The organism is Snodgrassella sp. ESL0323 (genome assembly GCF_013346865.1).
Taxonomy (GTDB): domain Bacteria; phylum Pseudomonadota; class Gammaproteobacteria; order Burkholderiales; family Neisseriaceae; genus Snodgrassella; species Snodgrassella alvi.
In genome coordinates this window covers 126,922-152,988 of sequence record NZ_JAAEDT010000028.1, presented here as the reverse complement: position 1 = coordinate 152,988, position 26,067 = coordinate 126,922, and the positions used below count along the sequence as shown (strand labels likewise).

General features: G+C 39.9%; 27 protein-coding genes and 1 pseudogene. 22 read left to right on the top strand and 6 right to left on the bottom strand.

The window, feature by feature from the left end:
• The first annotated feature begins 134 nt into the window (after positions 1–134).
• The 8 genes and pseudogenes from GY065_RS12130 (at position 135) to GY065_RS13425 (ending at position 7,208) form a co-directional block, all read left to right on the top strand.
• Entirely contained in the window at positions 135–1,586 is a 1,452-nt protein-coding gene (locus GY065_RS12130) for a hypothetical protein (protein WP_174834276.1), read from the top strand.
• Positions 1,583–2,731, top strand: coding sequence for an alpha-glucan phosphorylase (locus GY065_RS12125; RefSeq protein WP_174834275.1), 1,149 nt, complete (start codon positions 1,583–1,585; stop codon positions 2,729–2,731). Before GY065_RS12130 ends, GY065_RS12125 begins: the two co-directional genes overlap by 4 nt.
• Positions 2,732–2,751: 20 nt before the next feature.
• The gene (locus tag GY065_RS12120; protein ID WP_100116584.1) at positions 2,752–3,288 is read left to right on the top strand and encodes an ATP/GTP-binding protein; all 537 of its coding nucleotides are present in this window, start codon (positions 2,752–2,754) and stop codon (positions 3,286–3,288) included.
• 5 nt (positions 3,289–3,293) lie between these two features.
• A complete protein-coding gene (locus tag GY065_RS12115) occupies positions 3,294–3,953 on the top strand; it encodes a peptidase M23 (RefSeq protein WP_174834274.1) in 660 nt (219 codons plus the stop codon).
• A gap of 21 nt (positions 3,954–3,974) precedes the next feature.
• On the top strand, positions 3,975–4,340 hold the full coding sequence (locus tag GY065_RS12110; protein WP_100091176.1) for a roadblock/LC7 domain-containing protein: 366 nt from the start codon (positions 3,975–3,977) through the stop codon (positions 4,338–4,340).
• Between the two features lie 628 nt (positions 4,341–4,968).
• A complete protein-coding gene (locus GY065_RS12105) occupies positions 4,969–5,340 on the top strand; it encodes a hypothetical protein (protein ID WP_174834273.1) in 372 nt (123 codons plus the stop codon).
• A gap of 1,023 nt (positions 5,341–6,363) precedes the next feature.
• Positions 6,364–6,690: pseudogene (locus GY065_RS13430) on the top strand (gamma-glutamyltransferase); the annotation flags it as partial.
• Complete coding sequence (locus GY065_RS13425; protein WP_198218774.1) at positions 6,654–7,208, top strand: gamma-glutamyltransferase; 555 nt, start codon at positions 6,654–6,656, stop codon at positions 7,206–7,208. The pseudogene GY065_RS13430 and the gene GY065_RS13425, both read left to right, overlap by 37 nt.
• Positions 7,209–7,566: 358 nt before the next feature.
• Here the strand turns inward: GY065_RS13425 and GY065_RS12095 are convergent, their stop codons facing one another.
• Positions 7,567–8,964 carry an RtcB family protein gene (locus GY065_RS12095; protein WP_174834272.1) on the bottom strand — a complete coding sequence of 466 codons (1,398 nt, stop codon included), beginning with the start codon at positions 8,962–8,964 and terminating at the stop codon, positions 7,567–7,569.
• A gap of 205 nt (positions 8,965–9,169) precedes the next feature.
• Entirely contained in the window at positions 9,170–9,391 is a 222-nt protein-coding gene (locus tag GY065_RS12090) for a hypothetical protein (RefSeq protein WP_174834271.1), read from the bottom strand.
• Between the two features lie 650 nt (positions 9,392–10,041).
• Here GY065_RS12090 and ybeY point away from each other — a divergent pair.
• The 4 genes from ybeY (at position 10,042) to rpoH (ending at position 14,269) form a co-directional block, all read left to right on the top strand.
• Positions 10,042–10,557 carry an rRNA maturation RNase YbeY gene (ybeY, locus tag GY065_RS12085; RefSeq protein ID WP_037473570.1) on the top strand — a complete coding sequence of 172 codons (516 nt, stop codon included), beginning with the start codon at positions 10,042–10,044 and terminating at the stop codon, positions 10,555–10,557.
• Positions 10,558–10,559: 2 nt separating this feature from the next.
• Positions 10,560–11,396 carry an HlyC/CorC family transporter gene (locus GY065_RS12080; RefSeq protein WP_174834270.1) on the top strand — a complete coding sequence of 279 codons (837 nt, stop codon included), beginning with the start codon at positions 10,560–10,562 and terminating at the stop codon, positions 11,394–11,396.
• A gap of 252 nt (positions 11,397–11,648) precedes the next feature.
• Positions 11,649–13,190: an apolipoprotein N-acyltransferase gene (lnt, locus tag GY065_RS12075; RefSeq protein WP_244621539.1), complete on the top strand. Its 1,542-nt coding sequence runs from the start codon at positions 11,649–11,651 to the stop codon at positions 13,188–13,190.
• Positions 13,191–13,420: 230 nt separating this feature from the next.
• Positions 13,421–14,269, top strand: coding sequence for an RNA polymerase sigma factor RpoH (rpoH, locus tag GY065_RS12070; protein WP_174834269.1), 849 nt, complete (start codon positions 13,421–13,423; stop codon positions 14,267–14,269).
• Between the two features lie 102 nt (positions 14,270–14,371).
• On the opposite strand, the gene GY065_RS12065 is transcribed toward rpoH, so the two are convergent.
• Complete coding sequence (locus tag GY065_RS12065; RefSeq protein ID WP_174834268.1) at positions 14,372–15,214, bottom strand: DUF3579 domain-containing protein; 843 nt, start codon at positions 15,212–15,214, stop codon at positions 14,372–14,374.
• Positions 15,215–15,753: 539 nt separating this feature from the next.
• Here GY065_RS12065 and GY065_RS12060 point away from each other — a divergent pair.
• Together GY065_RS12060 and GY065_RS12055 are read left to right on the top strand one after the other, a co-directional pair.
• The gene (locus tag GY065_RS12060; protein ID WP_100116898.1) at positions 15,754–16,092 is read left to right on the top strand and encodes a P-II family nitrogen regulator; all 339 of its coding nucleotides are present in this window, start codon (positions 15,754–15,756) and stop codon (positions 16,090–16,092) included.
• A 31-nt stretch (positions 16,093–16,123) separates the two neighbouring features.
• Complete coding sequence (locus GY065_RS12055; protein WP_174834267.1) at positions 16,124–17,449, top strand: ammonium transporter; 1,326 nt, start codon at positions 16,124–16,126, stop codon at positions 17,447–17,449.
• 104 nt (positions 17,450–17,553) lie between these two features.
• Here GY065_RS12055 and GY065_RS12050 read toward each other — a convergent pair whose 3' ends face one another.
• Genes GY065_RS12050 through orn form a run of 3 tightly spaced genes read right to left on the bottom strand, consistent with a single transcriptional unit; the run spans position 17,554 to position 20,263 of the window.
• Positions 17,554–18,027, bottom strand: coding sequence for a CinA family protein (locus GY065_RS12050; protein ID WP_096766391.1), 474 nt, complete (start codon positions 18,025–18,027; stop codon positions 17,554–17,556).
• Positions 18,008–19,669 carry a glucose-6-phosphate isomerase gene (gene pgi / locus GY065_RS12045; protein WP_174834266.1) on the bottom strand — a complete coding sequence of 554 codons (1,662 nt, stop codon included), beginning with the start codon at positions 19,667–19,669 and terminating at the stop codon, positions 18,008–18,010. The genes GY065_RS12050 and pgi overlap by 20 nt, the downstream gene beginning before the upstream one ends.
• A gap of 45 nt (positions 19,670–19,714) precedes the next feature.
• Positions 19,715–20,263, bottom strand: a complete 549-nt coding sequence (orn, locus tag GY065_RS12040; protein ID WP_037473631.1) for an oligoribonuclease — start codon at positions 20,261–20,263, stop codon at positions 19,715–19,717.
• Between the two features lie 356 nt (positions 20,264–20,619).
• Between orn and GY065_RS12035 the strand changes: the two genes are divergently transcribed.
• The 8 genes from GY065_RS12035 (at position 20,620) to rplV (ending at position 26,060) form a co-directional block, all read left to right on the top strand.
• Positions 20,620–21,906, top strand: a complete 1,287-nt coding sequence (locus GY065_RS12035) for a M48 family metallopeptidase (RefSeq protein ID WP_174834265.1) — start codon at positions 20,620–20,622, stop codon at positions 21,904–21,906.
• Positions 21,907–21,908: 2 nt separating this feature from the next.
• Positions 21,909–22,793: a ribosome small subunit-dependent GTPase A gene (gene rsgA / locus GY065_RS12030; protein ID WP_174834264.1), complete on the top strand. Its 885-nt coding sequence runs from the start codon at positions 21,909–21,911 to the stop codon at positions 22,791–22,793.
• A gap of 228 nt (positions 22,794–23,021) precedes the next feature.
• Positions 23,022–23,666, top strand: a complete 645-nt coding sequence (gene rplC / locus GY065_RS12025) for a 50S ribosomal protein L3 (RefSeq protein ID WP_174834263.1) — start codon at positions 23,022–23,024, stop codon at positions 23,664–23,666.
• Positions 23,666–24,286 (top strand): 50S ribosomal protein L4, encoded by a 621-nt coding sequence (gene rplD, locus GY065_RS12020; protein WP_025331819.1) that lies wholly within the window; start codon positions 23,666–23,668, stop codon positions 24,284–24,286. Before rplC ends, rplD begins: the two co-directional genes overlap by 1 nt.
• Complete coding sequence (rplW, locus tag GY065_RS12015; RefSeq protein ID WP_025331706.1) at positions 24,283–24,597, top strand: 50S ribosomal protein L23; 315 nt, start codon at positions 24,283–24,285, stop codon at positions 24,595–24,597. The genes rplD and rplW overlap by 4 nt, the downstream gene beginning before the upstream one ends.
• A 5-nt stretch (positions 24,598–24,602) precedes the next feature.
• Positions 24,603–25,439 carry a 50S ribosomal protein L2 gene (gene rplB, locus GY065_RS12010; protein WP_174834262.1) on the top strand — a complete coding sequence of 279 codons (837 nt, stop codon included), beginning with the start codon at positions 24,603–24,605 and terminating at the stop codon, positions 25,437–25,439.
• A gap of 5 nt (positions 25,440–25,444) precedes the next feature.
• Positions 25,445–25,720 carry a 30S ribosomal protein S19 gene (rpsS, locus tag GY065_RS12005; protein WP_025331704.1) on the top strand — a complete coding sequence of 92 codons (276 nt, stop codon included), beginning with the start codon at positions 25,445–25,447 and terminating at the stop codon, positions 25,718–25,720.
• 10 nt (positions 25,721–25,730) lie between these two features.
• Positions 25,731–26,060: a 50S ribosomal protein L22 gene (rplV, locus tag GY065_RS12000; protein WP_037394611.1), complete on the top strand. Its 330-nt coding sequence runs from the start codon at positions 25,731–25,733 to the stop codon at positions 26,058–26,060.
• Positions 26,061–26,067 lie beyond the last annotated feature (7 nt).

Genomic DNA, 26,067 nt, shown 5'->3' with positions numbered 1-26,067 from the left:
GGCGAACAAATGCAAGCTAAGGTAAAATAGTTACAGTATTGACAATTGTATGTGAAGCGTTACCGTAAATGAAAAACATGCATTTAACCATGCGCTCATGCATCTGGCAGCTAATTATAAAAGGGATGTAAATTATGGAATTATATTTACCTATTGCCCTTTTGGTTATCTTGCTGGCTGTATTGCTCGTGCTGAAAAAGCGGCAGAAAGCGGCTGGACATGCCAAAAGCAAAAAATCAGCCCGCAGAAAACAATCTGCATCTAAGCGTAATACAAAGACAGAAAAGAAAGCTACTGAGACTCAGGAAGCATCTGAAACTGAGGAGGCTGCTCCGCAGGCAGATGAGGATTGGGACTGGCAGCCGGCAACACCAGACAAAACCACTGTTTCTGTTGCTACAGTAGATCATCTCACTGAATATAAAGTTTATAAACAGTTTGGTTACTTCCAGAAAGCTGCAGATTCACTTGGTGCATATCTGGAACAGAATATTGCTCAGCAGAGTCCTGCTATGGCAAATACTCTGGTCAATGAACTGGCTGAATTATGTCTGGATGCTAAAAATACCGATAAACTTGCGGAAATAATCGATCAGTATCGTAATTATTTTCAACGGCCTGAACTGGAGAACCTGATTCGGCAAGGTCTGGCACTGGATGAAAATCATCTGGGGCTGCGCGTGCTTGCAGAAGATCTGCTGCAATGGGATGTTAAGGAAACGGAAAAAGAAGTTGGTATTAATCCGGATAAAAAACCTGAAGATACCCAGTCTGAATCTCAGTCTGATATTAATGCCCAGGATATTACTGAGCAGCCACATGAATTGCTGGTAGAAGGTAATGTAGGTAGTAATTTTAAAATTCATGGCGATGAGCGTGATGTTCTGCTGAGTTTTTCCAAACCCGAAAACAGCTATGTTTTATTAAAAGAACAGTTGCCCTATGATGCTGCTATTCGTTGTCTGAATAAGGCTATTAAGACATCCAGAAAACCGGCAAGTATGATTATTGATGCTCTGGCATTAGACTACCGGAACAATAATATCAATGTATTTGCACAGCATTTATGGCGGTTGTATTATACTTTGGGAAAATATGGCAATGTCGTAAAAGAGCGTATGTTAGGCTGGGGATACAGTCTTGGCGAACATCCAATGTTTGAGCAGCTGGAGACTAAACCCAGTGAAACGATATTACGTGATATTGGCGTAGCTCAGGGCTATCTGCCTGTGAATAGTAGTGCACTTAAGGCCAAACGTCTGTCATTGGTCGATAAAGCTTCCTCGGAAAATGATGTGGCTGAAACGCCGGCAGATCATGTATTGCGTGATGTGGAATCGCTGCTTACCTTTGGTCAGTTTGATGAAGCAATGGATTTACTGGAAAAATCAGTTCTGCTTTATCCGCAAGAGTCACAACTTTATATTACTTTATTTGACTTATATGAACGTGCAGAAGAATGGTCACGTCTGGAAAAAATGTTACAGGTAATTCGTGCTGAAATTCAGACGCCACCTGAAGAAGTTGTACTTGCTATGAGTCAATTATTGAAACGTATTAACCACGGTGGTGTGCAAAATCAATGATGAACAATTCAATACCCAAAGTAAAAACTGCCTATGTTTTGCTCGTCAATGTGGATGATCGCCAGACAGCCATGTTGCGCATGGCATTTAAGATGTACAATAGTGTAAATTACCAGTTGGTTCAGCCTGAAGATAATTTACAGCCCGAACTAATTTTGGTAGATGGTGATGCTGACGACGGCGAAGAGCTCTGGCATAAGGCAAAAAAGAAATTTCCTGATGCTGTAGTAGTCTTTTTTGGTCGTAATGCACCATCTTTTACAGCACCCTACCTGATGAAACCTATCCGATTCGATACGCTGTTTCAGCATCTGCGTAATTTGCAGCAGGGGAACGGGGTCTGGCTTGCTGATAAAGCAGCTGCACAAAAAGAATCAGTTAGTGAAAAAATTGAATCAAATGCTGAACATAAGGCAGACAAAATTGCTGAGCATGCACATCAGTCGGTAACTGTAGTGCGCTTTCATACTCAGGGAACCTTACTGGGTACGGTACAAAAGCTTGCTCAGCAAACTGAAGATACAGCAATTCTGTTTGATAATAAGCCTGTATTAATTGTATTTCCCAGTATTGAAAGAGTATTACTGGCAGCTGAAAGTGATGCTTTGCAACAATTGTGTATGCAAACTGATGCAGAATGGCAGACTAAAACTGTACCTGCATCCGCATCAACGGCACAGTTGCATGATAAGGCTAAGCTAACCTTACAATCCTGTATTTGGCAGTTATCAATCTGGACAGCACGCGGTCGTCTGATTGAGCCTATTACGCCGGATACGGTGATCAGACTGAAAGCATGGCCAAATATGACTCGTCTGGCTTATTTGCCTGAAGCTATGCGTCTGTCAGCTTTTTTGGTGCGTACACCTGTGGCACTGAATACTCTATATAAGTTATTACCAGTTTCTTTAGAAGATGTTTTAAACTATATAGCAGCTACATATTCAATTGGTGCCCTGATTATTGAGCAGCAGTTGACTCCTCCTACTGCACAACAGGAGAAAGAAATGGTTCTGACAAGAAAAGCACCACAAGCTGCTAAACCAGCAAGTGGTACACAAGAGGCAGAATATGATGAGAGCGATGAAGACAAGCCGAAAGGTGGTTTACTGGCACGTTTGATGGGTCGCTTGCGTGGCAATTAATACCTAAGTAGGGAGTAATCATGGTTGAAAATAAAATTATATTTACCGGCCCGGTTGGGGTGGGAAAAACGACTGCCATTGCTGCATTATCGGATGATCCTCCGGTACAGACTGATGCCAGTGCGTCGGATATGACACAGGATAGAAAAGGTCATACTACTGTAGCCATGGATTATGGTGTTATTCGGCTTGATGAACATACAAAAGTTCATTTATATGGTACACCTGGTCAAGAACGTTTTGACTTCATGTGGAGTATTTTAAGTAAGGGGAGTATGGGTTTAATTCTGCTGCTGGATAATACCCGCCAGAATCCATTAAAAGATTTGAAATTTTTCCTTACCTCTTTTCATGATTTACTGGAAGAGGCTCCGGTTGTCGTTGGTGTAACTAAAATGGATATCAATCCTCAGCCGGGCGTGGATGTTTATCAGCAGTATCTGGCGCAGCATAAACTTAATGTACCTGTTTTTGAGGTGGATGCCCGTAATGAAGATGATGTAAAACAACTGGTTACTGCTATGCTGTACTCAATTGATCCAGGTTTAGAAGGGTAGTTAGTATGGAATCTACATTACAGCTACATCATGATTTGTATCCTAAAGTGATGCCAGCCGGTGCATTTTATGCGGTATCCAGCCCCAGCCAGAGTGCCAGTCGTATGTTGCTGGCCAATATTCTGCAGGCGGATATTAATGCGAAGTTAACCGAAGAGCGTTTGAAACGATGGGCTGAAACAGATGATGTTCACACAGCGTTGAATTTGTTATATCGCTTACAACGTCTGGAATTCTTATACGGAGAGGCTAAACCCAGTTCTCAGCTGGTTAAGGTTACCTCTGATGAATTTGAAAACATTCTGGGGCAGCTATCAGACAGCCATAAAGCACTGTTGGTTGATCAGGATGGTTTTTATTTTGCTAACGTCGGTTTTAATCATGAAACTGCCGAAGAGGTAGCTAATCTGGCTAGTGAGGCAACACGTCTGACAGAAAAACACAGTTTACTGATTAAAAATAACCTTAATATCTACAACAACGCTATCGGGATATGTGATCCTGCCGGTCAGAGTGAATTAACATTCTTCCCTCTGTATATAGGCAATACCAAAAATATTTTGGTAACAGCAGGATTGCCGCTACTAAATGGTGAAGCTTTTGTCACGATGGTACGTGGTTTGTACGTATTGGCGGGTGAAGACATTCATGTGGTAAATGAATAACATCAATAGAAAGACATCAAGATGCAAGAACAATTACTGGTTTCGGTATTAAGTGATTTAAACAGCTCTTCGGCTGATATTACCGCATCTGCTGTAATTTCCTCCGATGGTCTGCCGGTAGCAACCTTGTTACCGAATGGTGTTGATCCAGACCGCGTTGGTGCAATGGCAGCAGCTCTGCTTGCTTTGGGAAACCGTACCTCCCGTGAGTTACAATGTGATGAACTGGAGCAGGTTATGGTTAAGGGTAAGCATGGTTATATTCTGCTGATTCAGGCAGGTGATACCAATGTACTGGCTGTTACAGCTAATGAGGGTGCCAAACTCGGTCTGATTTTACTGGATGCCCGTCGCGCAGCCCGTAGTATCGTAGATATCTTACGCTAATTCATCATACACAATGAAAACCCTGTTTTTAAATAGCTAGGCAGGGTGAATAATTTGTTGTACCAAAGAGGTAGGTTGATAAATAGTTTGAAATCGCAATATGGTTCAAAACTATTTAGAACAGATCAATTTACCAGATGTCTTTTGCCATAAATAAACTCAATATTTAGAATAAATACTGAGTTTATTTATGGATTTTGTTTGTATTAAAGAAACAGCTATTTTAATTATTATTGAATTAGCTTAATCAGTTTCACAAAGAATCAGAATCTTGTTTTTAAATATTTGTATTTAATTTATACAATTTAAATAATAAATATATTAAAAAAATAAAATAATTTTATATAAAAATAGTGAATCAGTAATTTATACTTTTGGCAAAGAACAAGCAAATTATTGAAACGATAAATATTGGAAAGATGTTTAATTCTATTTTTTTTCTTAGGGTTACAATGAAATTTAAATTAGTAATGTTTATATTATTAGGTTTAATTTTTACCCTGCAAAATGTTTATGCTAATTCTGATGTGGATTTAGATACCATTCCGGAAGAATATCGATTTCCCAATATAATAACATTGCTCATCCGCCCATTAATGTTGAATATAAAGGCCATAAAGGAACAGCGATGTTTCTTAGTAATACTTTTGAAGACGGAAGGCGTAATTTAGAGGTGTATTTTTTAACAAATAATAATAAAGAATTGAATAAAGCATTAGAACTTTATACATATCAATATGGTGATGAAGAACTAGTAAGTGCTTTTGAATATACTGATAAAAAAACAGGTGACAAATACATTTACATTTTACTTAAAGATACTTTAGAGCTAAACATATCATACAGTTATGGCTTTATTGAATTACCTTTATATATAGAAGATGATGGTATATTAAGAGCATTATTTTTTTTGGGGATAATAGAGTCATATCAAAAACGATTTGTATCGATAATTTTCAAACCGACGAACGCTGTGAATTTTCAACGAAAGAGGGATTGATAAAATATCTTAATAAAGTGAATGAATGATAAATGGGACTGAATTATTATTTTTTATTAATCAATTAAGTAAAAGATTAAAAAATGGGATGAAGTAAATTTACTGAATTGTATTAAATCTTAAAAGATAAATCGGTTAATCAAGAATAATATATTGATTAAATTTAGATTAATACATTTATTTGTTTTGCTTAGAATCTTAAACAGACATAAATGTACACCACCAAAAATAATTCTTCAAAATTCATAATTAAATTACTTTATTGTTGATAAAAGGTAGAATTAAATGGTAATAAAGTTTATTATGAAAAAACAATAAAAGTGCTTGTGTTATTGAAAGGAAAGACAATAAATTTTTATTCATCACATTGATTTATATGCTATAAATTTCAGGGTAATATCTATTTGTATGTTATTCGTGATGATATTTTGGAAATCTTGCATAATAAAGAATTATTATAACAAATTTCATTATGTTCATTAATCGTAGTAGGGCTAAGTTTTTTATTAACTTTGTTCCTTACATTGGCGGTTTTGTATTACTCATTTTATGTACCTGAAAGGAACACTTGGCAGTGATCGTTTTGGCGAAGATTAACTCGCAAGTTCTAACAGCAGTTTAATGTAATATTTTAGTTATATCGTCTAATCAAAAGAAAGGTTTAATTAATAAAGCAGGCTCTTTTTTATATTCAACACACACTATATAAATAAATTATACTTATCTGTATCACGATGCAGATATTTGATGAGCCGGCAAATTTTCTCCAGCTATTTGAAAAAAGATAACTGATAACTAATTATATCTTCTTTATTTTCAGGAATATAAAATTGAACTTCACACGGATACTCAGGAAACTGTAATATTAGCTTTGCAGTATAAATTTCTTTAAGTACTTTACCTAAAGCAACTACTTTGTCACTCGTTATTTGTTCATTTCACTGAATATCGGCGATGTGAAGGTGGTTAACAAGACACTTACCGAGTAACGCGTAGCCCCTTCCTTAAAACGATGGTGACGTCTATCAAATCGACGAAATTCTCAAACAACCTGATTTAGCAACTTCATTAAAGTCTATTGCCAATGACGGTGCAACGGTATTTTATTGTGGTCATATTGCTCAGAAAATCGTTGATGATTTAAAGCGTCACGGTGGTCTGTTGACCTTAGATGATTTTGCTAACCATAAAGCAACATGGGTTTCTCCTATTCATGCTAACTATCAGCGATATACTGCTTATAATTTGCCTCTTAACACACAAGGGATGGCTTCTTTAGAGATTTTTAATATATTAAATAATTTTGATGTTAAATCATTAGGGAAGGTAGTGCTGATTATTATCATTTAATTATTGAGGCCACCAAGCAAGCGTTTGCCGATCGTGATAAATATTTGACGGATCCTGATTTTAATCCTATCCCGCTTGAGTTCTTATTATCCTCTCAACATGGTCAACAACAAGCTAAACAAATTGATGTGCAAACTGCACGCATCTATATTAAGCCATTAGATCCGAAAGGGGATACAGTTTGGTTTGGCGTTGTTGATGCAGAAGGGAATGCGGTTTCTATCATTCAAAGTATTTGTCATAATTTTGGTTCAGGAATTGTAGCCAAAGATACCGGGATTTTGCTGCAAAATAGGGGAAGCTTTTTTTCACTCGACCCCAATCATATTAATCGTTTAGAGCCGAATAAACGAACCTTTCATACCTTAAATCCAGCTATGTTATTTAAAGAGGGTGCATCGTATCTGGTTTATGGCACCATGGGCGGAGAAGGTCAGCCACAAACTCAAGCGACCATTGTCACGCAAATTGTCGATCTTAATATGTCCCCTCAAAATGCCATTAATGCACCACGATAGTTACATGGGCGAACTTGGGGAGCATCGTCCAATGATCTTAAAATAGAAGGGCGAGTCGCTAAGAATATAACCGATACTCTTAAATCAAGTGGACATAATGTGAAAGTCGTTGACAATTATACCGATACAATGGGACATGCAGGGTGCTATTTTAATTGATGCCGATAATCATAGATTAATGGGTGCAACCGATCCTCGTGGTGATAGCTTAGCTGCGGGGTATTGATGATTTATTAAAATAACAAATCAAATCAGAAATGATAAAACTAATATAATAAAGATAATGACATCAATCATTATCTTTATTAACTCGCTATATAGATGTCATTTTTTTTTAAAAACTGACATCTTTTTTACATCATACTTTAAAGGTTATCCACGGTTTAAGTCTCACAGCGGTTTGGATTAAACCGGCATTCTCTTGTGCTTGAATGACTGGCGTAATCGGTTTATATGCTGCAGGCGCTTCCTCAAATAGTCGCTCTTGTTTTAAAGTAACGCATTGCCATGGCAATAAGGCGTTATCAGAGGCCAATTTTTTACTGCGCATCGTTTGCCTTTTTTCAGCTCGTCCAGCACCATGCGAACAAGACCATAACCAATCAGGATGACCTTTTCCTATTGCAACATAAGAATAATCACCCATAGAGCCTGGTATCAATGCTATTTCACCTAAATGTGCGGGTGTTGCACCTTTCCGATGAATATTCATGCCATTCTCAGGAAAAATGACATTGTGTGAGATATCAACCAATAATTGACTAGCATCTTGCTTAAAGAGTGTACTAAACGTTTTACGCACTAGCTCTGTGATCACAATACGATTTATCCAAGCATAACGAGCAGCAACGCCCATCGCTTGCAAATACTCTTGAACATAATTGTCTGTCAAAGCAAATAAACCTGATTTAGGGTATTTTTGATCGACCGGCCATAATGCTTTAGCTTTATCTTGCCAACGCTTGCCAATATAAAAACCGACATCACGTGATCCGGTATGAATCATCACCACAATAGCATCTTTCTTTAAACCTAATTGATAAGCAACATGGCGATCAATAATTTCATCAACAATTTGTAATTCAACAAAATGGTTACCTGAACCTACTGTGCCTAGACTTGCCGGACGAATAATCGCTCGTTTTTCAAAAAAGGCTTCGGGAGCATACTGACTATCTGCTGAAAGTAAATTATTGCCAGAAATTTTACTAATTTCATGCGATAGCCGATTAAAATCGACACTATTCCATAAACCTTGTTGCGGTAAGGCTTCTAACCAAGCTGCAAGACCTTCATCAAAAAGAGCCTGAAAAGAAGTGGGGGTAACTGGCACATCGCGCTTATCGTGCAATAACACCTGTTTCAATTGTTCAATGAGAATTGATTTTTGTTCATCCACCTCATTAAGACTTAAGCCTGTAGTAAACAGGCGCATCCCACAATTAATATCCGTGCCTATCGCCGCAGGAATAATTAAATCAGGAGTCGTGGCAACAATACTTCCAACTGGTGCAATCGTACCGGGATGAAAGTCTGGCGTAGCCCTTGCAGCGCAAACTTTGCCATCACTATTGGGCTTTGTTACCGATGCAAAATCAAGTAATTGCTCAACCGCTTTTTCTTCTAAAGGTAACGGATTAGGTAACAGTACTTGTGCCGTAATATCTTGTTTATTAAATGTGTAAATATCATTATTAAAATGAGTTTCAATCCCACTTCGGGATAAACGTTTTTGTAAACGGGTAAATGTAGACATAATAGCCACCTAGAAAACAATAAAATACCGTCCTCTCAATTTGAGAAGATAATTACTGTTTCCTGCAGCAGCACTATTCAGGAAAGTGGCCGTATTCTAGACTAAAGTTTATTAAAATGTAAATTGATAAATCATTTTTTTATTGGATTATCAATTATTACTATGTATTATTTCCCAACTCAGGCCAAATTTAGCTAAGTATTTTTTAGGCGATCAGCATCGTTACTGCGTTGCTTTTTGGTTCGGGATATGGCAAATAATTATCGGCTTGCTTCTGATAAACTACTACTTTTTTGCAGATTTCTATCACTTTTTCCAGTTGATAACGATCAAATTCATCAATTTCATCAGGTATCAGGTCATCATAACTATTTTGTGTAGAAATCACCCAACTATTGAGATAATTTGCTGTGAGCCCTTCTCGCACAATATAGTCATCAATTCATTGAAACGTTGGCCAAAATAATGTGCAATAACTCATGGCTAAATCATAACTCCCCATATAGTCAATGCAACTTTCTAAATCAATGCCTGTTCCATTATTTCATGTGCCTAGCTCTTGCTGTATACTTTCAGGAATGTCCATTATGAGCCCCATCTACTAGTAAAATAATATAATCATATCATAGCAAAGTGCTTGTTTAATTAAAGGTGCTCTTAGTACTTTCTCAAAAAAGACATTAACCACATTAATAGTCGGTGGCTTTTTGGTTAATAACACATCAAATCTTAAGAGAACAGTGGATTAATGAAGATTAATTTAAAAATAAAATTTTAGCATTTTAAAATGCTGGATAATAAAATTTGTACAGTTAAAATTATATGTAAGAAATTGATGAAAAAGTATGATGTTAAAATGGAAAATAACAAACAGGATAATGGGTGATGATACAAAAAATGAACGATTATGTGCAATATAGCTGTATAGATCAAAATTTTAATATAAATATTATCAAATTGAAATTTAAACTTTAATAGTAAAATCCTGATAAAAGCATTATTTCCAGAATCAGTGATGTAGTGCATTTATCAATAGTACTTGTTAAAATATACCTATTAGGATCAAAAATAAATTAGATGAAAATTGCCAAAAAAAAGCCGGTTTTACAGCATTTGAATCAAATATTCAGTTTAAATGTCGATAATCGCAGTAACGCTAGCCTCGTTCCGACTTACAGGCAGTGGCGGCAATGGATATGGCAAACGTGTAAAAATAGTTATAAACAAGCCAATATTGCCATATTACTGTGTAATGAAGATGAGGCAGCCCAATTTAATCATGATTATCGAAACAAAAATTATGCAACTAACGTTCTGAGTTTCGCACTCAACGAAGGCGAAAGCATGTATTTGCCTGATTGTTCAGAACTCAATGGCGATCTGATTTTTTGTCCTTCGGTGATAGAAAAAGAAGCTGCTGACCAACATAAATCAGTGATAGCGCATTACGCTCATCTGACTGTGCACGGTGCTTTACATTTAATGGGTTTTGATCATATTGATGATAATGAGGCTGAAATTATGGAGGCGCTTGAAATTCGTATCCTGCATCAGTTAGGATATGCAAATCCCTATACACAGGATGAATATTGATCATGGACGAAAGTTCATCGAAACCCGGATTTTTTGAGCGATTTGTAAATCGCATATCCGGAGAGACGCCGGATACTGAAGAAGATGTATTGCAAACCCTGCGGGAAGCACATGAACGGCAGGTTTTTGATGCAGATACCTTACAATGTCTGGAAAATGTACTGGATTTTGCTGATCTGGAAGTGCGTGATGCGATGATAACGCGCAGCCAGATGGATGTAATTAAGATTGATGATTCTTTAGACAAAATTATTGCTTATATCATTGATACTACTCATTCACGCTTTCCGGTGATTGGTGAGGATAAAGATGAAATTCTGGGTATTCTGCATGCTAAAGATTTACTTAAATACTGGGGCAGAACAGAACATTTTCAGTTAGAACAGATATTACGTCCGGCTGTATTCGTTCCTGAAGGTAAGTCACTGAATACATTGTTAAAAGAATTTCGTGAGCAACGCAATCATATGGCTATTGTCGTTGATGAATATGGCGGTACTTCAGGACTGGTAACATTTGAAGATGTAATTGAGCCTATCATTGGTGATATCGAAGATGAATTTGATGAAGATGATAGTGCTGATAATATTTTTGCTGTGTCTGCAGAGAGATTTCGCGTTAATGCGGTGACCGAAATAGAAGATATCAATGCATTCTTTGGTACCGATTATTCTGATGAAGAAGTCGACACTATTGGTGGTCTGGTTATTCAGGAAATTGGCCATATGCCAGTACGAGGTGAAAAAATTACCATTGGTAAGTTGAATTTTACGGTAGCCCGGGCTGATGCACGGCGTTTACAGACGCTAATGGTTACTGTTAAGCATAATATAGATTAATATATTGGATATTGCTTAATATTGACAATTATCTGTTTAATTTATTCGTACAACATATTATTTCTTCATTAACATAGAAAATATGTTTGTTTAATGTGGCTTTAAATAGAGTACGTAGTATTTACGGTAAATAATAATATGTTGTGTTAAAAATATTAATATAATAGATGCTTATGTTTGCCTTTAATGGCGGTTGTAATTGTCGAATTTTAATGTAGTTGTCTGAAAGCTGCGGAGATTTATGTGACTCAAATGGAGATAGCTGCATCGCATTCTTCTGTTATGAAATATTTAGCCAAGCCCTGGCTGTACTGGCCATTATTATTTATATCTGCAGCCCTGGTACCATTTACTTTTGCTCCTTATTATCATTACTGGCTGTTACCGGTTTTGCTGGCAGTATTGCTGATTTTGCAGAGTGTACGACCACAATGGCGTATTAGAACGGCTTATCTGTGGGCATTAACCGCATATACATCATTATTATACTGGATAGATATTGCTTTACATGATATTGCCGGATTAGCACAAATTTGGGCCTGGCCGCTGACCATACTATTACCTGCTTATCTGGCTATTTATCCGGCTGTAGTATTCTGGTTGCTAGGTAAATTCAGGTTGTCAGGTACTATTTGTCATGCTGTGATATTACCTTTGTTATGGTGTCTGGCTGAATTTGTTCGTGAACGTGCACTAACAGGTTTTGGCTGGGGCATCTGGGGTTATAGTCAGATAGCAGATTCGGCTTTAGCCGGTTTTGCACCAGTGGGTGGTATTTTTCTGGTTACACTGGTTACTGTAGCCAGTGGTGCCTGGCTGGCTGAGTTAGTACTGGCTAAAAGCCGGAGAGCAAAGATTGGCTGTGGTGTTGCTTTAACAGGTGTATGGTTGCTTGGGGCAATATTATTACAGTTTCACTTTACACAGCCAGATGGAACCCATGCCAGAATTGCTTTGGCACAAGGCAATATTCCACAGTCACTCAAATGGGATGAGCAGTCATTACAGCCAACCTTGCAACGTTATCTGGAGCAGATAGCCAGTACTCATGCTGATATTGTTATTTTGCCAGAGACAGCTATTCCGGTAATGAGACAGGATATGCCTGCAGCACAATTAGATGAATTTACTCAGCTTGCCCGTAGCCATGGTTCAGCATTAGCTGCTGGTATTCCGCAATATACGGCAGACGGAAACAATTATCAAAATGCAGTGATTAATTTTACTGCTGCTCCTGAAGCAACCGGGTTGCCTTTCTATGCTAAAAATCATCTGGTTCCGTTTGGTGAGTATGTTCCTTTGCCGGCTTTACTAGGCTGGTTGTATCTCAATATGGATATGCCATTGTCGGGTTTTTCCAGTGGAGGCATGGCTCAGCTGCCTTTACAACTGGCTAATCAGCGTGTTGCATTTAATATCTGTTATGAAGATGGCTTTGGTGATGAATTAATCGCCACAGCCAGACAGGCGAGTTTACTGGCCAATGTAAGCAATATGGCCTGGTATGGAAAATCACATGCTATGCAGCAGCACTTACAGCAATCTCAGGCACGTGCATTAGAAACAGGACGCTATATGGTTCGTGCAACCAATACAGGAATGACTGCAATTATTAATCCTAAAGGGAAAGTTGTGGCACAACTTAAACCCGATACTGCATCTGTATTAGAAGGTGAAATATCCGGTTATAAGGGTAGTACACCCTATATGCGACTCGGAGGCAGCTGGCCTTTGGCTTTGATCAGTCTGTTTTTACTGTTAATACTAGGTATTTATGGACATTGTCGCCGTTGAATAAACTAAACTAATGTGTATAATGATAAATTTATACAATCATAATTTTAAATATACATGATTTTTCCTATGATGAACAAATCATAAATAGTAATTGAAGTACATTAATATTTTAATTACAATGATAAATTATTAACTCAGTTATTAATTGGTTTTCCTGCGATAAACAATGTGTTATTGTAGGGAACGAAAAATAATTAAATAGCTGGGCACACAGAGAAAGGACAGGCATGAATACCGCTTTTGCATTACCCGTGCTGACCGGGCATGGTAGTTTGGAGCAATACATTCATACCGTAAACAATATTCCTATGCTTTCTCCAGAGGAAGAGCAGGATTTGGCGGTACGCCAGACCGAAGGAGATTTAGAGGCTGCAAAAAAACTGATTTTGTCCCACTTGCGTGTAGTGGTTTCTATCGCTCGTGGTTATGATGGTTATGGCCTGAATCAGGCTGATTTGATTCAGGAAGGCAATATAGGTTTGATGAAAGCGGTAAAACGCTTTCAGCCAAGTCGTGGCGTACGTTTATTTTCGTTTGCGGTACATTGGATTAAAGCTGAAATACACGAATTTATTTTACGTAACTGGCGTTTGGTACGTGTAGCTACTACTAAACCACAGCGTAAATTATTCTTCAATTTACGCAGTATGCGCAAATCTATGGCTGCGTTAAGTAACAAAGAAGCACAGTCGATTGCTGATGATTTAGGTGTGAAACTTTCTGAAGTTCTGGAAATGGAACAGCGGATGACAGGTAAGGATATGTCACTGCTGGCAGAAAATGATGATGAAGATAATTTTGCACCAATAGATTGGCTGACTGACAGTACTACAGAGCCAACACAAATACTGGCGCAGCAGGCGCATTATACTTTGCAGACGGAAGGTTTGCAGAATGCACTGGCCAAACTGGATGATCGCAGCCGGCATATTGTTGAAAGTCGCTGGCTGGCAGATGATGGTGGATTAACTTTGCATGATCTGGCTGGTGAATATGGTGTATCTGCAGAACGAATCCGCCAGATTGAAGCCAAAGCTATGCAGAAATTGCGTGGCTATCTGGCAGAAGCAGAGTAATACTTACGGTCATTTATACAAAAATCTAAAACCAATTTGTCTATAAAAATACAGGATATTAAAATATCCTGTATTTTTATTATGTATGATTATATATATTACTTAGTCAAGTTTCAGGCTGAATTTATGGCTGCATAAAGTAAATCCGTTTTTCAGATATAAATGATGTATATTGCTACTATCTGAAGATATACTTGAATCAGCATGAATGCTGCTGCAATGTTCATGTGTTGCAATTGTTTTTAACTCTGTGAAAATCTGGCTAATTTTGTCATCAGCTATGGGTAAATGAAGGCTGGTTAAATCATCAATATGTAAATGACGTCCGGCAGCAAAATTAGTCACAATACGAAAACCACAAACAGTCACAGCATTTTGTTTGCCTTCTTCAAATATTCCTAAAAGACGATAACCCTCTGCCTGCTGAATTTTTACCAGATCCTGAAACTGAACAATATCACGAATATTGGGATGTAACAGATGCAAAGCTGCAAAAGCAGAACCAGTCTCTGCCGGAGTCAGTTCACGTAATTGATTAACCGGCGTCAGTGGTTCTGTTTCTATTTCTGTATTAATTGTATTTAGTTGTGTTTGTGCTACTTCTGCATTTTTCTGAGATACAGCATCAGTCAGTTTAATTAGTTTATGTTCCCGTTCTTCTAATAAGGCTTTGCAATCCAGAATACGTAAATCGTTATCGCGGGCAAAGTCCATCAGAAAATTGAATGCTGTGCTGCTGATTTCTTCCAGTTTACGATCAACGGCAACACAGCGAATATTATCTATTAAAATGGGACGAACCCATTGATGATAAGACAGGCGATGACCCTGATCAAAAGAGGACAATATCCCGCATAAACGTTCGGCCCAGTCACTGGGTCGAAAACGTTTATTATTATTAGTCATACCTTGAATAACGATTTCATACGGATTGCAAATTAACATGTTGACCTCTTGATAGAAACATGAAGTTTCAATAGCACATATATTTATTTTACCGTTGTTATGGCTAATTATACCTGATAGAGCTGTTTAATGTATGTCGCATGTGTGTGTTTTCTATTGAAATTATTTATGCAATAAGAATGATAAATGTAATTTTATTTCATCTGCTGTTTTTTATTTCTCAGATGTAATTTCTGCTAAATATATCATCAAAAGTTGATATGTATTTGCATTGATTGAAGAGCTGAATTGATATGTATAGCTGGTATTACATATGGTTTATATCGTTATATTATTTATTTTACGGGCTATACAGATAAGATTGGTTTGTACCTTTAACCGAATGGTATTTATGCAGGGAAAAAGATAAATACTCCAGTAATTTTGATACATCTTTGCAGATTTAAAATAAAGATGTATGGTGTAGTAAGAATTATTATATTGCTGCAAATAATAGAACCGGAAGACGAACATTGCTTAATGTTCAGTAATATTGTCCTGGATGATCGAGAATGAAAGATTCAGAAAAGAGGAGTTATATGAAAAAAATTACAGCAATGATTAAGCCATTTAAGCTGGATGATGTGCGTGAAGCACTGGCTGAAATAGGTGTGCAGGGAATGACTGTCAGTGAGGTAAAAGGATTTGGCAGGCAAAAAGGACATACTGAAATCTATCGGGGTGCAGAATATGAAGTCGATTTCTTACCTAAAATTAAAATAGAAATTGTACTGGCGGATGAGCTAGTAGAGCGGGCTGTTGAAGTGATAATGACATGTGCCAGAACAGGTAAAGTGGGTGACGGCAAAATTTTCGTTTCAGCGGTTGAGCAGGTGGTGCGAATACGTACAGGTGAGTCTGGATCGGATGCTGTATAAATAATCTGAATAATTATTTAAGGGAAATACAATGAAGTTGATCGATAAATGTGTAGTAACGACAGCTCTGTTATTACCATTGCCGCTACTGGCTGCTGATTTGTCCGGATGGTGGCGACCGCTGTCTGAGATAAATGCAGGTAATACAGCATGGGTAATGACTTCTGCCGTACTGGTTTTGCTGATGACTGTTCCTGGTCTGGCATTGTTTTATGGCGGAATGGTACGAAAAAAAAATGTACTGGGAACCATGATGCACAGCTTTGTCGTTGCCGCACTGGTGAGTGTGCTGTGGATGATAATAGGCTATTCGTTAGCTTTTACCCCGGGGAATTCATTTATTGGTGGTTTGGATCGTTTTATGCTTGGCGGTATGGGACTGGATAAAACCAGAGAAATGACTACCATTGTTAATGGAGATGGTACTGTTCCTGAATCAGTATTCATGTTTTTTCAAATGACCTTCGCTATTATATCAACGGCTATTGTGACAGGTGCTTTTGCCGAACGTCTGAAATTTTCAGCCTTATTGTTATTTTCCGGTCTTTGGGTTACTTGTGTTTATGCGCCGATATGTCACTGGGTCTGGGGCGGAGGCTTTATGAGTGATACACATACGCCGGTTCTGGATTTTGCCGGAGGAACGGTTGTGCATATTAATGCCGGTGTTGCCGGGCTGGTAGCTGCACTGGTGATTGGCAAACGTCTTGGATACGGTAAAGATGTAATGGCACCGCATAATATGGTACTGACTTTAACCGGTGCTGCAATGTTATGGGTTGGCTGGTTTGGCTTTAATGCCGGTTCAGCAGGGGCTGCGGATGCTTCTGCCGGTATGGCTATGGCTGTAACTCAGATAGCAGCAGCTTCAGCAGCATTAACATGGATGTTATGTGAAAAACTGGCAGGACATAAACCTTCTGCATTGGGTATGGCTTCTGGTGCAGTGTCTGGTCTGGTAGGTATTACACCGGCAGCCGGGTTTGTCGGTCCGCAGGCTGCATTGGTAATCGGAGTATTGACGGCTGTTGCTGCCTATTTTGCCGCAGTGTATTTAAAACGCAGATTCGGTTATGATGATTCGCTTGATGCCTTTGGTATTCACGGCTTTGGCGGTATCGTTGGTTCAATTTTAACCGGTTTGCTGTTCAGTAACGCCATTTTTGGCGGCGAGGCGACTATAGGTAGTCAACTGCTGGCACAGATTAAAGATGTGGCTATTACAATCGTATACAGCTTGATTATGACTTATCTGATTCTTAAAATTGTAGCAATTGTGTGTCGTGGTTTACGTATTGATCATGATTCAGAACGAGAAGGTATGGATGTGAGTATTCATGGTGAACGTATTGAATAATTGTGATTAATTATTTGATTTGTTTGAAATGAAAAACTGGCCAGCTGTGAAAAACCGGTCAGTTTTATTTTATCTGCTGGATTTTGATATGTATATAACCTGGTTTAACGGTATAAATATTGACGTAAAAAACGCAATGCGTATCCCACAGCCTGGGTGCGGATTGTATCTCTGTTGCCGTTAAACTGGTAATTTTTAGCCCAGATACGCTGTTTAGTTGCCAGCCCGAACCATACTGTACCAACTGGTTTTTCGGCACTTCCTCCCGTTGGTCCGGCAATACCGGAAATCGAAATAGCATAATTTGCTTTCGAATTAATCAAAGCGCCCAGTGCCATTTCGCGTACACACTCCTCACTAACAGCTCCATAATGGCGCAAAGTCGTTTCATTAACATTAAGCAATTGTTTTTTTGCCTGATTGCTGTAGGTGACATAGCTCATGTTAAACCAATTGGAACTGCCCGGCAGGCGAGTTAGCTCTGCTGCCAGCAGCCCTCCGGTACATGATTCAGCACAGGTTACAGTGTGTCCCAGTTCGTCCAGTTTGGTGGTGATGTCAATTAAGGTTTGTGTCATGATGGTGTTTTCTGAAATAGTCAATGAGGCCGTTAGTTGAAGCATCATGGTGCAGTGAATCATTGGTACTTAATTCCGGTTCAATATTTTTAGCCAGAACTTTTCCGTACTCTACGCCCCACTGATCGAATGAGTTTATTCCCCAGATAACACCCTGTACAAATACTTTATGTTCATACATGGCCAGCAGCATGCCCAGATTAAACGGGTTAATTTCATCTATTAAGAGTGTATTAGATGGCTGATTACCCGGAAATACTTTTTGCGGAGCCATAATATCGCGTGATTTGTTATCCAGATCAATTAATTCGGCATAAGCTTCCGCCAGTGTTTTGCCACGCATCAGTGCTTCAGTTTGAGCAAAGGCATTAGCAACAAGAACTTTATGCTGAGTACTAACATGATAAAAACTGTTAACCGGAACAATAAAATCGGAGGAAATCAGTCGTGGTCCCTGATGCAGTAATTGAAAAAAAGCATGCTGGCAGTTAACACCTTCCTCACCCCAGATTATCGGACCAGTATCAAAGTCCAGCCGTTCCCCATAACGGCTTACCTGTTTTCCGTTACTTTCCATGTCCAGCTGCTGCAAGTGCGCAGCCAGACGGCGCAGTCCGTGGTCATAAGGAATAATTGCATGGCTAGTTGTGGTATAAAAGGTGTGATACCACAATCCGATCAGGCCGAGTAAAACCGGAATATTATGTCTTAACGGCGCATGAAAAAAATGTTCATCCATCGCTCTGCCACCGGCAAGAAAACTTTCAAAATTTTCTTTACCAATAGCACAAATAACTGATAATCCAATAGTTGACCAAACAGAGTAACGACCACCTACCCAGTCAAACATGGTGAATGTATGATCCGAAGTGATACCAAAAGCCTGTGCTTTATCAACAGCACTGGTTATAGCTATAAAATGGCAGCTGATATCAGCTTCACTCATTCCCTGTTGTAAAAACCAGTTACGTGCAGTTTGTGCATTCAGCAAAGTTTCGGGTGTGGAGAAGGATTTGCTGGCAATGATAAAAATAGTTGTGGCCGGATTAACTTTATTCAATACCTGAATCAGGTTGGCACCGTCAACATTGGCAACATAATGAATATTCAGACCAGTTTGCTGAAACGGGCGTAAGGCCAGTGTCACCATTTCCGGACCAAGATGAGATCCGCCAATGCCAATATTGATAATATCAGTAATACGTTCATTACCGGCTCCGGTATATTCACCATTGCGCACTGATTCGGCAAAGCGGTAGGCTCGTTGCAGTTCCTGATGGATATCCGGTACGATATTGTGATCATCAACATACACTTCAGCATGCGGCGGTAGCCTGAGTGCTGTATGTAATACGGCACGATTTTCACTGACATTAATTTTATCACCGCGGCGCATTTTGTCAGTCCAGCCACGTACGTCTGCGGTATTTGCCAGTTCAATCAATAATGCAAGCGTATCTTCAGTAATACGGTTTTTGCTGTAATCCAGTAACAGACCATTTAATTGTTCATGCATTTGCGCAAAACGATCCGGCTGCTGACGAAATAAATCGCGCATATGCAAGAAACGGGTACTGCGCTGATGCTGATGCAATTGTGCCCAAATGGCTGTCTGATTAATAGGACAGGACGGATTGATCATAACCGGAGTTAATTTCAGCGAAAATGGATGGAGTAGTATACAAAATCAACTGGGTATTGTTAAGAAGTGTTCGCGATAATAAGCCATTTCTTCAATGCTTTCTTTAATATCATCCAGAGCCTGATGTGCGCCTTTTTTACTGATGCCTTTGAGAATGGCAGGATTCCAGCGTCTGGCCAGTTCTTTAAGAGTGGAAACATCCAGATTGCGATAATGGAAGTAAGCCTCCAGTTGCGGCATGTAACGCACCATAAACCGGCGATCCTGATGAATGGAATTGCCACACATTGGTGAGGCTTTTTCCGGTATCCATTCACTGATAAAAGCCAGCAATTTTTTTTCAGCTTCAGCTTCAGTCAGCGTGGAGGCTTTTACTTTGTCTACCAGGCCAGTACGTGTATGAGTGGCGGTATTCCATTTATCCATATAATCGATAATACTGTCTGGCTGGTGAATTACCAGTACTTCAGACTGTGCGAGTACATTCAGATCACTGTCGGTAATGATCATGGCAACTTCTATAATACGGTCTGTATCCGGATTTAATCCGGTCATTTCCATATCCAGCCACGCAAGATTTTTGGCATTTTGCATATCTTCATCTTAGCTAATAATAAAACTTCATTTTAGCTTTTTTCTGTTATAGCTGATAGTTCAAACTGTTTTTTTAATTGCGTTACGACTTAGTATCAAATAACGTAAATATTTGAGAAAAATACAATAAATTAGTTTTGATAATGTTTAATAAATATTTTCAGACAGACTGTTATTAGGAGTAACGGAAATTGTTTCAAATATGGTTTAAGATAATTTATGAGGGAAAATACATATTATCGGAATAGATGAGTAATCATAATAAATTCAAGTAGAGAGGTGTTTATTTGGTTGTTTTTTAGCCAGTAACAGATAAACTCCGTTAAAATGATTATTTTCAGGTACGAAGTGTTTTTATGGCATTTTATCTTTCTGCCCAAACGGTTTATATATTGTTTTTATTATTTTTCATCTGCAGCATATGTGGTCAGTTATATCTTTCGGTTCGCCAAAGTAAAGCTGTACTGGCTCATCGTAGCCATGTTCCGGCGGCTTTTGTACAAAGCGTGTCTCTGGCAGAACATCAGAAAGCAGCGGATTATACTTTGGCCAAGCAGCGTCTGGCTCGTTATGAAATTCTGTTTCAGGCATTATTATTGCTGATATTCACACTTGGTGGCGGTCTTGATCTATTAGCGCATTTAAGTCAGAAATGGGTGCAGCACGATATTGCACAGGGAATTGTGCTTATTGGTCTGTTTGCTCTGGTTAATATGATTCTTGGCTGGCCGATCGCCTGGTATCGCAGTTTTTGTCTGGAGGCAAAATTTGGCTTTAACAAAATGACCATGGTTACTTTTATTGCTGATCAGCTTAAAGGTAGTCTTTTAGCCATTATTGTTGGCTTGCCCTTACTGTATATTATTCTGTGGCTGATGCGGATTCTGATTGCAGCACACTGGTTTGGTGGCGCATGGTGGCTGGCTGTATGGCTGGTATGGGTCAGTTTTTCCTTGTTGCTGATGTGGGCTTTTCCAAAGTGGATTGCGCCGCTTTTCAATAAATTTGAACCGTTGAAAGATGATGCATTGCGAACCCGGATTGAAAATTTGTTGCAGCGTACAGGTTTTCAGAGTGATGGTATTTTTGTAATGGATGGCTCCAGACGCAGCGGGCACGGTAATGCTTATTTTACCGGACTTGGGAAACATAAGCGCATCGTATTTTTTGATACCTTGCTGAAAGATATGCAGATAAGTGAGGTTGAGGCTGTGCTGGCGCATGAGTTAGGTCATTTTGCTCACAAACATGTATTCAAACAAATGATTGTTACTTTTATACTGGCTCTGATAATTTTTGCTGTTTTAGGCTGGCTATTACCGCAGACAGGTTTTTATACTGGTCTTGGTGTGCATGAAGTCAGTCATGCTATGGCTTTATTATTATTTATGCTGGTACTGCCCGTATTTACTTTTCCGTTTTCACCATTGTCGAGTGTTTTGTCCCGTAAAAATGAATTTGAAGCAGACCGTTTTGCAGCAAAATATGCAAATGCCGATGATCTGATTCATGCTTTAACCAAACTTTATCGTACTAATGCCTCCAGTCTGGTTAGCGATATCTGGTATTCGCGGTTTTATGATTCGCATCCGGGAGCACGGGAACGTATTGCGGCATTACAAACAGCCGTAAAGGCAGACTGAGAATGGCGCAGCCTGTGAATGAATTATTAACAGCACAGATTATTACCAGTTTCGGACGCCGCTTCATAGTGCGAACATATGCGGGTAAAATTTATGAAGCCACTACGCGAAAGAAAAGAGTTGATTTTGCCTGTGGTGATGAAGTCCATATTAGTCATATCAATCAGCAGCAGGCTGTAATTGAGGATTATTTACCCCGGCGCAGTCTGCTTTACCGGCAGGATGCTACGCGCAGTAAACTCATTGCGGCCAATGTTACCCTTATGCTAATCGTACTGGCTGCTGTACCGACGCCCAGTGAATTATTATTGCAGCGTGCATTACTGGCTGCAGAGGCTGCGGGTATACTGCCACTGATCGTATTAAATAAAGCAGATTTACCACAAAATAAGCCTTGGCTCGAAAAATTGACGTTTTATCAGAGTCTCGGTTATCAGGTGATCAATATTAGTGCCTTATATAATGTGGCTGAGCTGCGCAGCTATTTACAGGGAGAGCGGGCAATCCTGTTAGGTCAGTCAGGTATGGGTAAATCAACTTTAACCAATTCATTACTGGGTAATGAACAGGCACGGGTAGGTGACATCTCAGCGGCACTGGATTCAGGCCGTCACACCACGACTCATGCGCAATTATATGATCTGGATGCACACAGTCAGCTTATTGATTCGCCTGGATTGCAGGCATTTGGCTTACATCATTTGTCAGTTAGTAATCTGCTGCATTATTTCCCTGATATGCGTCAGTATATCGGGGAGTGTCGCTTTCATAATTGTACTCATCGTCAGGAGCCCGGCTGTGCACTGAAACAGGCTGCGGCAGACGGGAAACTGAAGCCTGAACGACTTCAGTTTCTGCAAAGTATAACTGATGAATTAATCAGATAATATTTATATTCAGGCAGAGTAAAAATGCCCGAAATCCAGATAAATAGTCATGTATAAGGCATAAACGTTGTTTTTTATCTAAAAATCCGTGCTTTACTTGCATAAAAAATTGATTCATGCAGAATAAACATGATACTATCGCCATCTTGCCGATTTTACGTCGGCAAGATTCTTTATTTGTGCGAGGCCAATCAATCGTAATTGGTCCCTTTATAAAAGGAAATAACTATGACTTTAGGTCTGGTTGGGCGCAAAGTAGGCATGACGCGCGTGTTCGATGAGAACGGCGCATCAGTTCCGGTAACTGTACTGGATATGTCTGCTAATCGCGTCACTCAACTCAAATCCGAAGCTACTGACGGCTACACTGCCGTACAGGTAACTTTTGGTCAGAAAAAAGCCAATCGCGTAAGCAAGGCGCAAGCAGGTCATTTTGCCAAGGCAGGTGTTGAAGCCGGTCGTGGCTTGGTTGAATTTGCTGTTTCTGAAGAAAAACTAGCTGAATTGTCTCCCGGTGCTGAAATCAATGTCGGCATTTTTGCAGCAGGTCAGTTAATTGATGTCACTGGTACCAGTAAAGGTAAAGGCTTTTCTGGCACCATCAAACGTCACAATTTTGGTTCTCAGCGTGCTTCTCACGGTAACTCACGCTCTCATCGTGTGCCTGGTTCAACCGGTATGGCACAGGATCCGGGTCGCGTATTCCGTGGTAAACGTATGGCCGGACAGTACGGTAACGTTAAGTCCACCATTCAGAATCTGGAAATCGTACGCGTAGACACCGAACGTCAGTTATTGCTGGTAAAAGGTGCGGTGCCCGGTGCGGTTAACAGCGACGTTGTCGTGCGTCCGAGCGTGAAGGTAGGTGCGTAATGGAACTGAAATTAATTGATGCTCAGGGTCAGGTTGCAGGTGCAGTTGCTGCGTCTGACGCATTGTTTGCACGTGAATACAATGAAGATCTGGTTCACCAGCTGGTTACAGCTTTTCTGGCCAATGCCCGTTCCGGTAACCGTTCACAGTTAACCCGTGCCGAAGTAAAACACTCCACTAAAAAACCATGGCGTCAGAAAGGAACCGGCCGTGCCCGTTCTGGTATGACATCTTCTCCGCTGTGGCGCAGTGGTGGTCGTGCGTTCCCGAATAAACCAGATGAAAACTTTACCCAGAAAGTAAATCGTAAGATGTACCGTGCGGGTATGGCAGCCATTCTGTCTCAGCTGGTACGCGATGAACGCCTGTTTGTTATTGATGAATTGTCTGCTGCTACTCCTAAAACCAAAGCATTTGCTGAACAGGTTAAAAATCTGGGTATGGAGCAGGTATTGTTCATTACCAAACAGCTGGATGAAAACGTTTACTTGTCTAGCCGCAACCTGCCGAATGTACTGGTTCTGGAAGCACAGCAAACTGATCCGTACAATCTGTTACGCTTTAAGAAAGTGGTGCTTACCAAAGCAGCAGTTGCACAACTTGAGGAGCAATGGGTATGAATCAACAACGTTTAATGCAAGTGCTCTTGGCTCCTGTTGTTTCCGAAAAAAGCAACATGCTGGCTGAAAAACGCAATCAGATGACGTTTAGAGTATTGCCGAATGCCACTAAACCTGAAATTAAGGCAGCAGTGGAACTATTATTTAATGTGAAAGTGGATTCTGTAGCCACAACTATCATTAAAGGCAAAAACAAACGTTTTGGCCGTACCATCGGTAAGCGCAGTGATGTTAAGAAAGCTTATGTCAGCCTGGCGGCTGGTCAGGAGCTGGATATTGAATCTGCTGCCGCTTCTGCAGATAAGGAATAAGCACTATGGCTATTGTTAAAATGAAGCCGACTTCTGCTGGCCGCCGCGGCATGGTACGCGTGGTTGCGGAAGGCTTGCACAAAGGTGCACCCTATGCACCATTATTAGAAAAACAGTCTTCAACTGCTGGTCGTAATCATGGCGGACGCATTACAACCCGTCATAAAGGTGGTGGTCACAAACACCATTATCGTATTGTTGACTTTAAACGTAATGATAAAGACGGTATCGCTGCTAAAGTAGAACGTATTGAGTACGATCCGAACCGTACCGCTCATATTGCGTTATTGTGTTTTGCGGATGGTGAACGCCGTTACATTATTGCGCCGCGTAATGTTCAGGTAGGTGCCGTATTGGTTTCCGGTTCTGAAGCTGCAATTAAAGCTGGTAATAATCTGCCAATCCGCAATATTCCGGTAGGTACAACTCTTCATTGTATCGAAATGAAACCGGGTAAAGGTGCACAGATTGCCCGTTCAGCCGGTGCATCTGCTGTATTGCTGGCAAAAGAAGGCGTATATGCACAGCTGCGTCTGCGTTCAGGTGAAGTACGTAAAATTCATGTTGACTGCCGTGCTACCATTGGTGAAGTAGGCAATGAAGAACAAAGCCTGCAAAAACTGGGTAAAGCCGGTGCTAAACGCTGGCGTGGTGTTCGTCCGACCGTACGCGGTGTTGTGATGAACCCGGTTGACCACCCGCATGGTGGTGGTGAAGGTCGTACTGGTGAAGCTCGTGAACCGGTTAGCCCATGGGGTACACCGACTAAAGGCTATCGTACTCGTCGTAATAAACGCACGAACAATATGATTGTTCGCCGCCGTTACTCAAATAAAGGTTAACTGATATGGCTCGTTCATTAAAAAAAGGCCCATATGTCGACCTGCATTTACTGAAAAAGGTCGATGCGGCTCGTGCTAATAACGACAAACGCCCGATTAAAACCTGGTCACGTCGTTCCACTATTCTGCCTGATTTTATCGGTCTGACCATTGCTGTACACAACGGCCGTACTCACGTGCCGGTATTTATCAGCGATAACATGGTTGGTCATAAGTTGGGTGAGTTCTCATTGACCCGTACCTTCAAAGGCCATTTGGCTGATAAGAAGGCTAAAAAATAAGGGATAAAACATGAGAGTTAGTGCACAACACAAAAATGCCCGTATTTCAGCACAAAAAGCCCGTCTGGTAGCTGACTTAGTACGTGGTAAAGATATTGCCCAGGCGTTGAATATTTTGACATTCAGCCCGAAAAAAGGTGCTGAACTGATTAAAAAGGTACTGGAATCTGCAGTGGCCAATGCCGAACACAACGAAGGTGCTGATATCGATGAACTGAAAGTGGTTACTATTTATATCGACAAAGGTCCGAGTCTGAAACGTTTTCAGGCACGTGCTAAAGGTCGTGGTAACCGCATCGAAAAACAAACTTGTCACATCAACGTGATTGTAGGCAACTAAGGAAAAG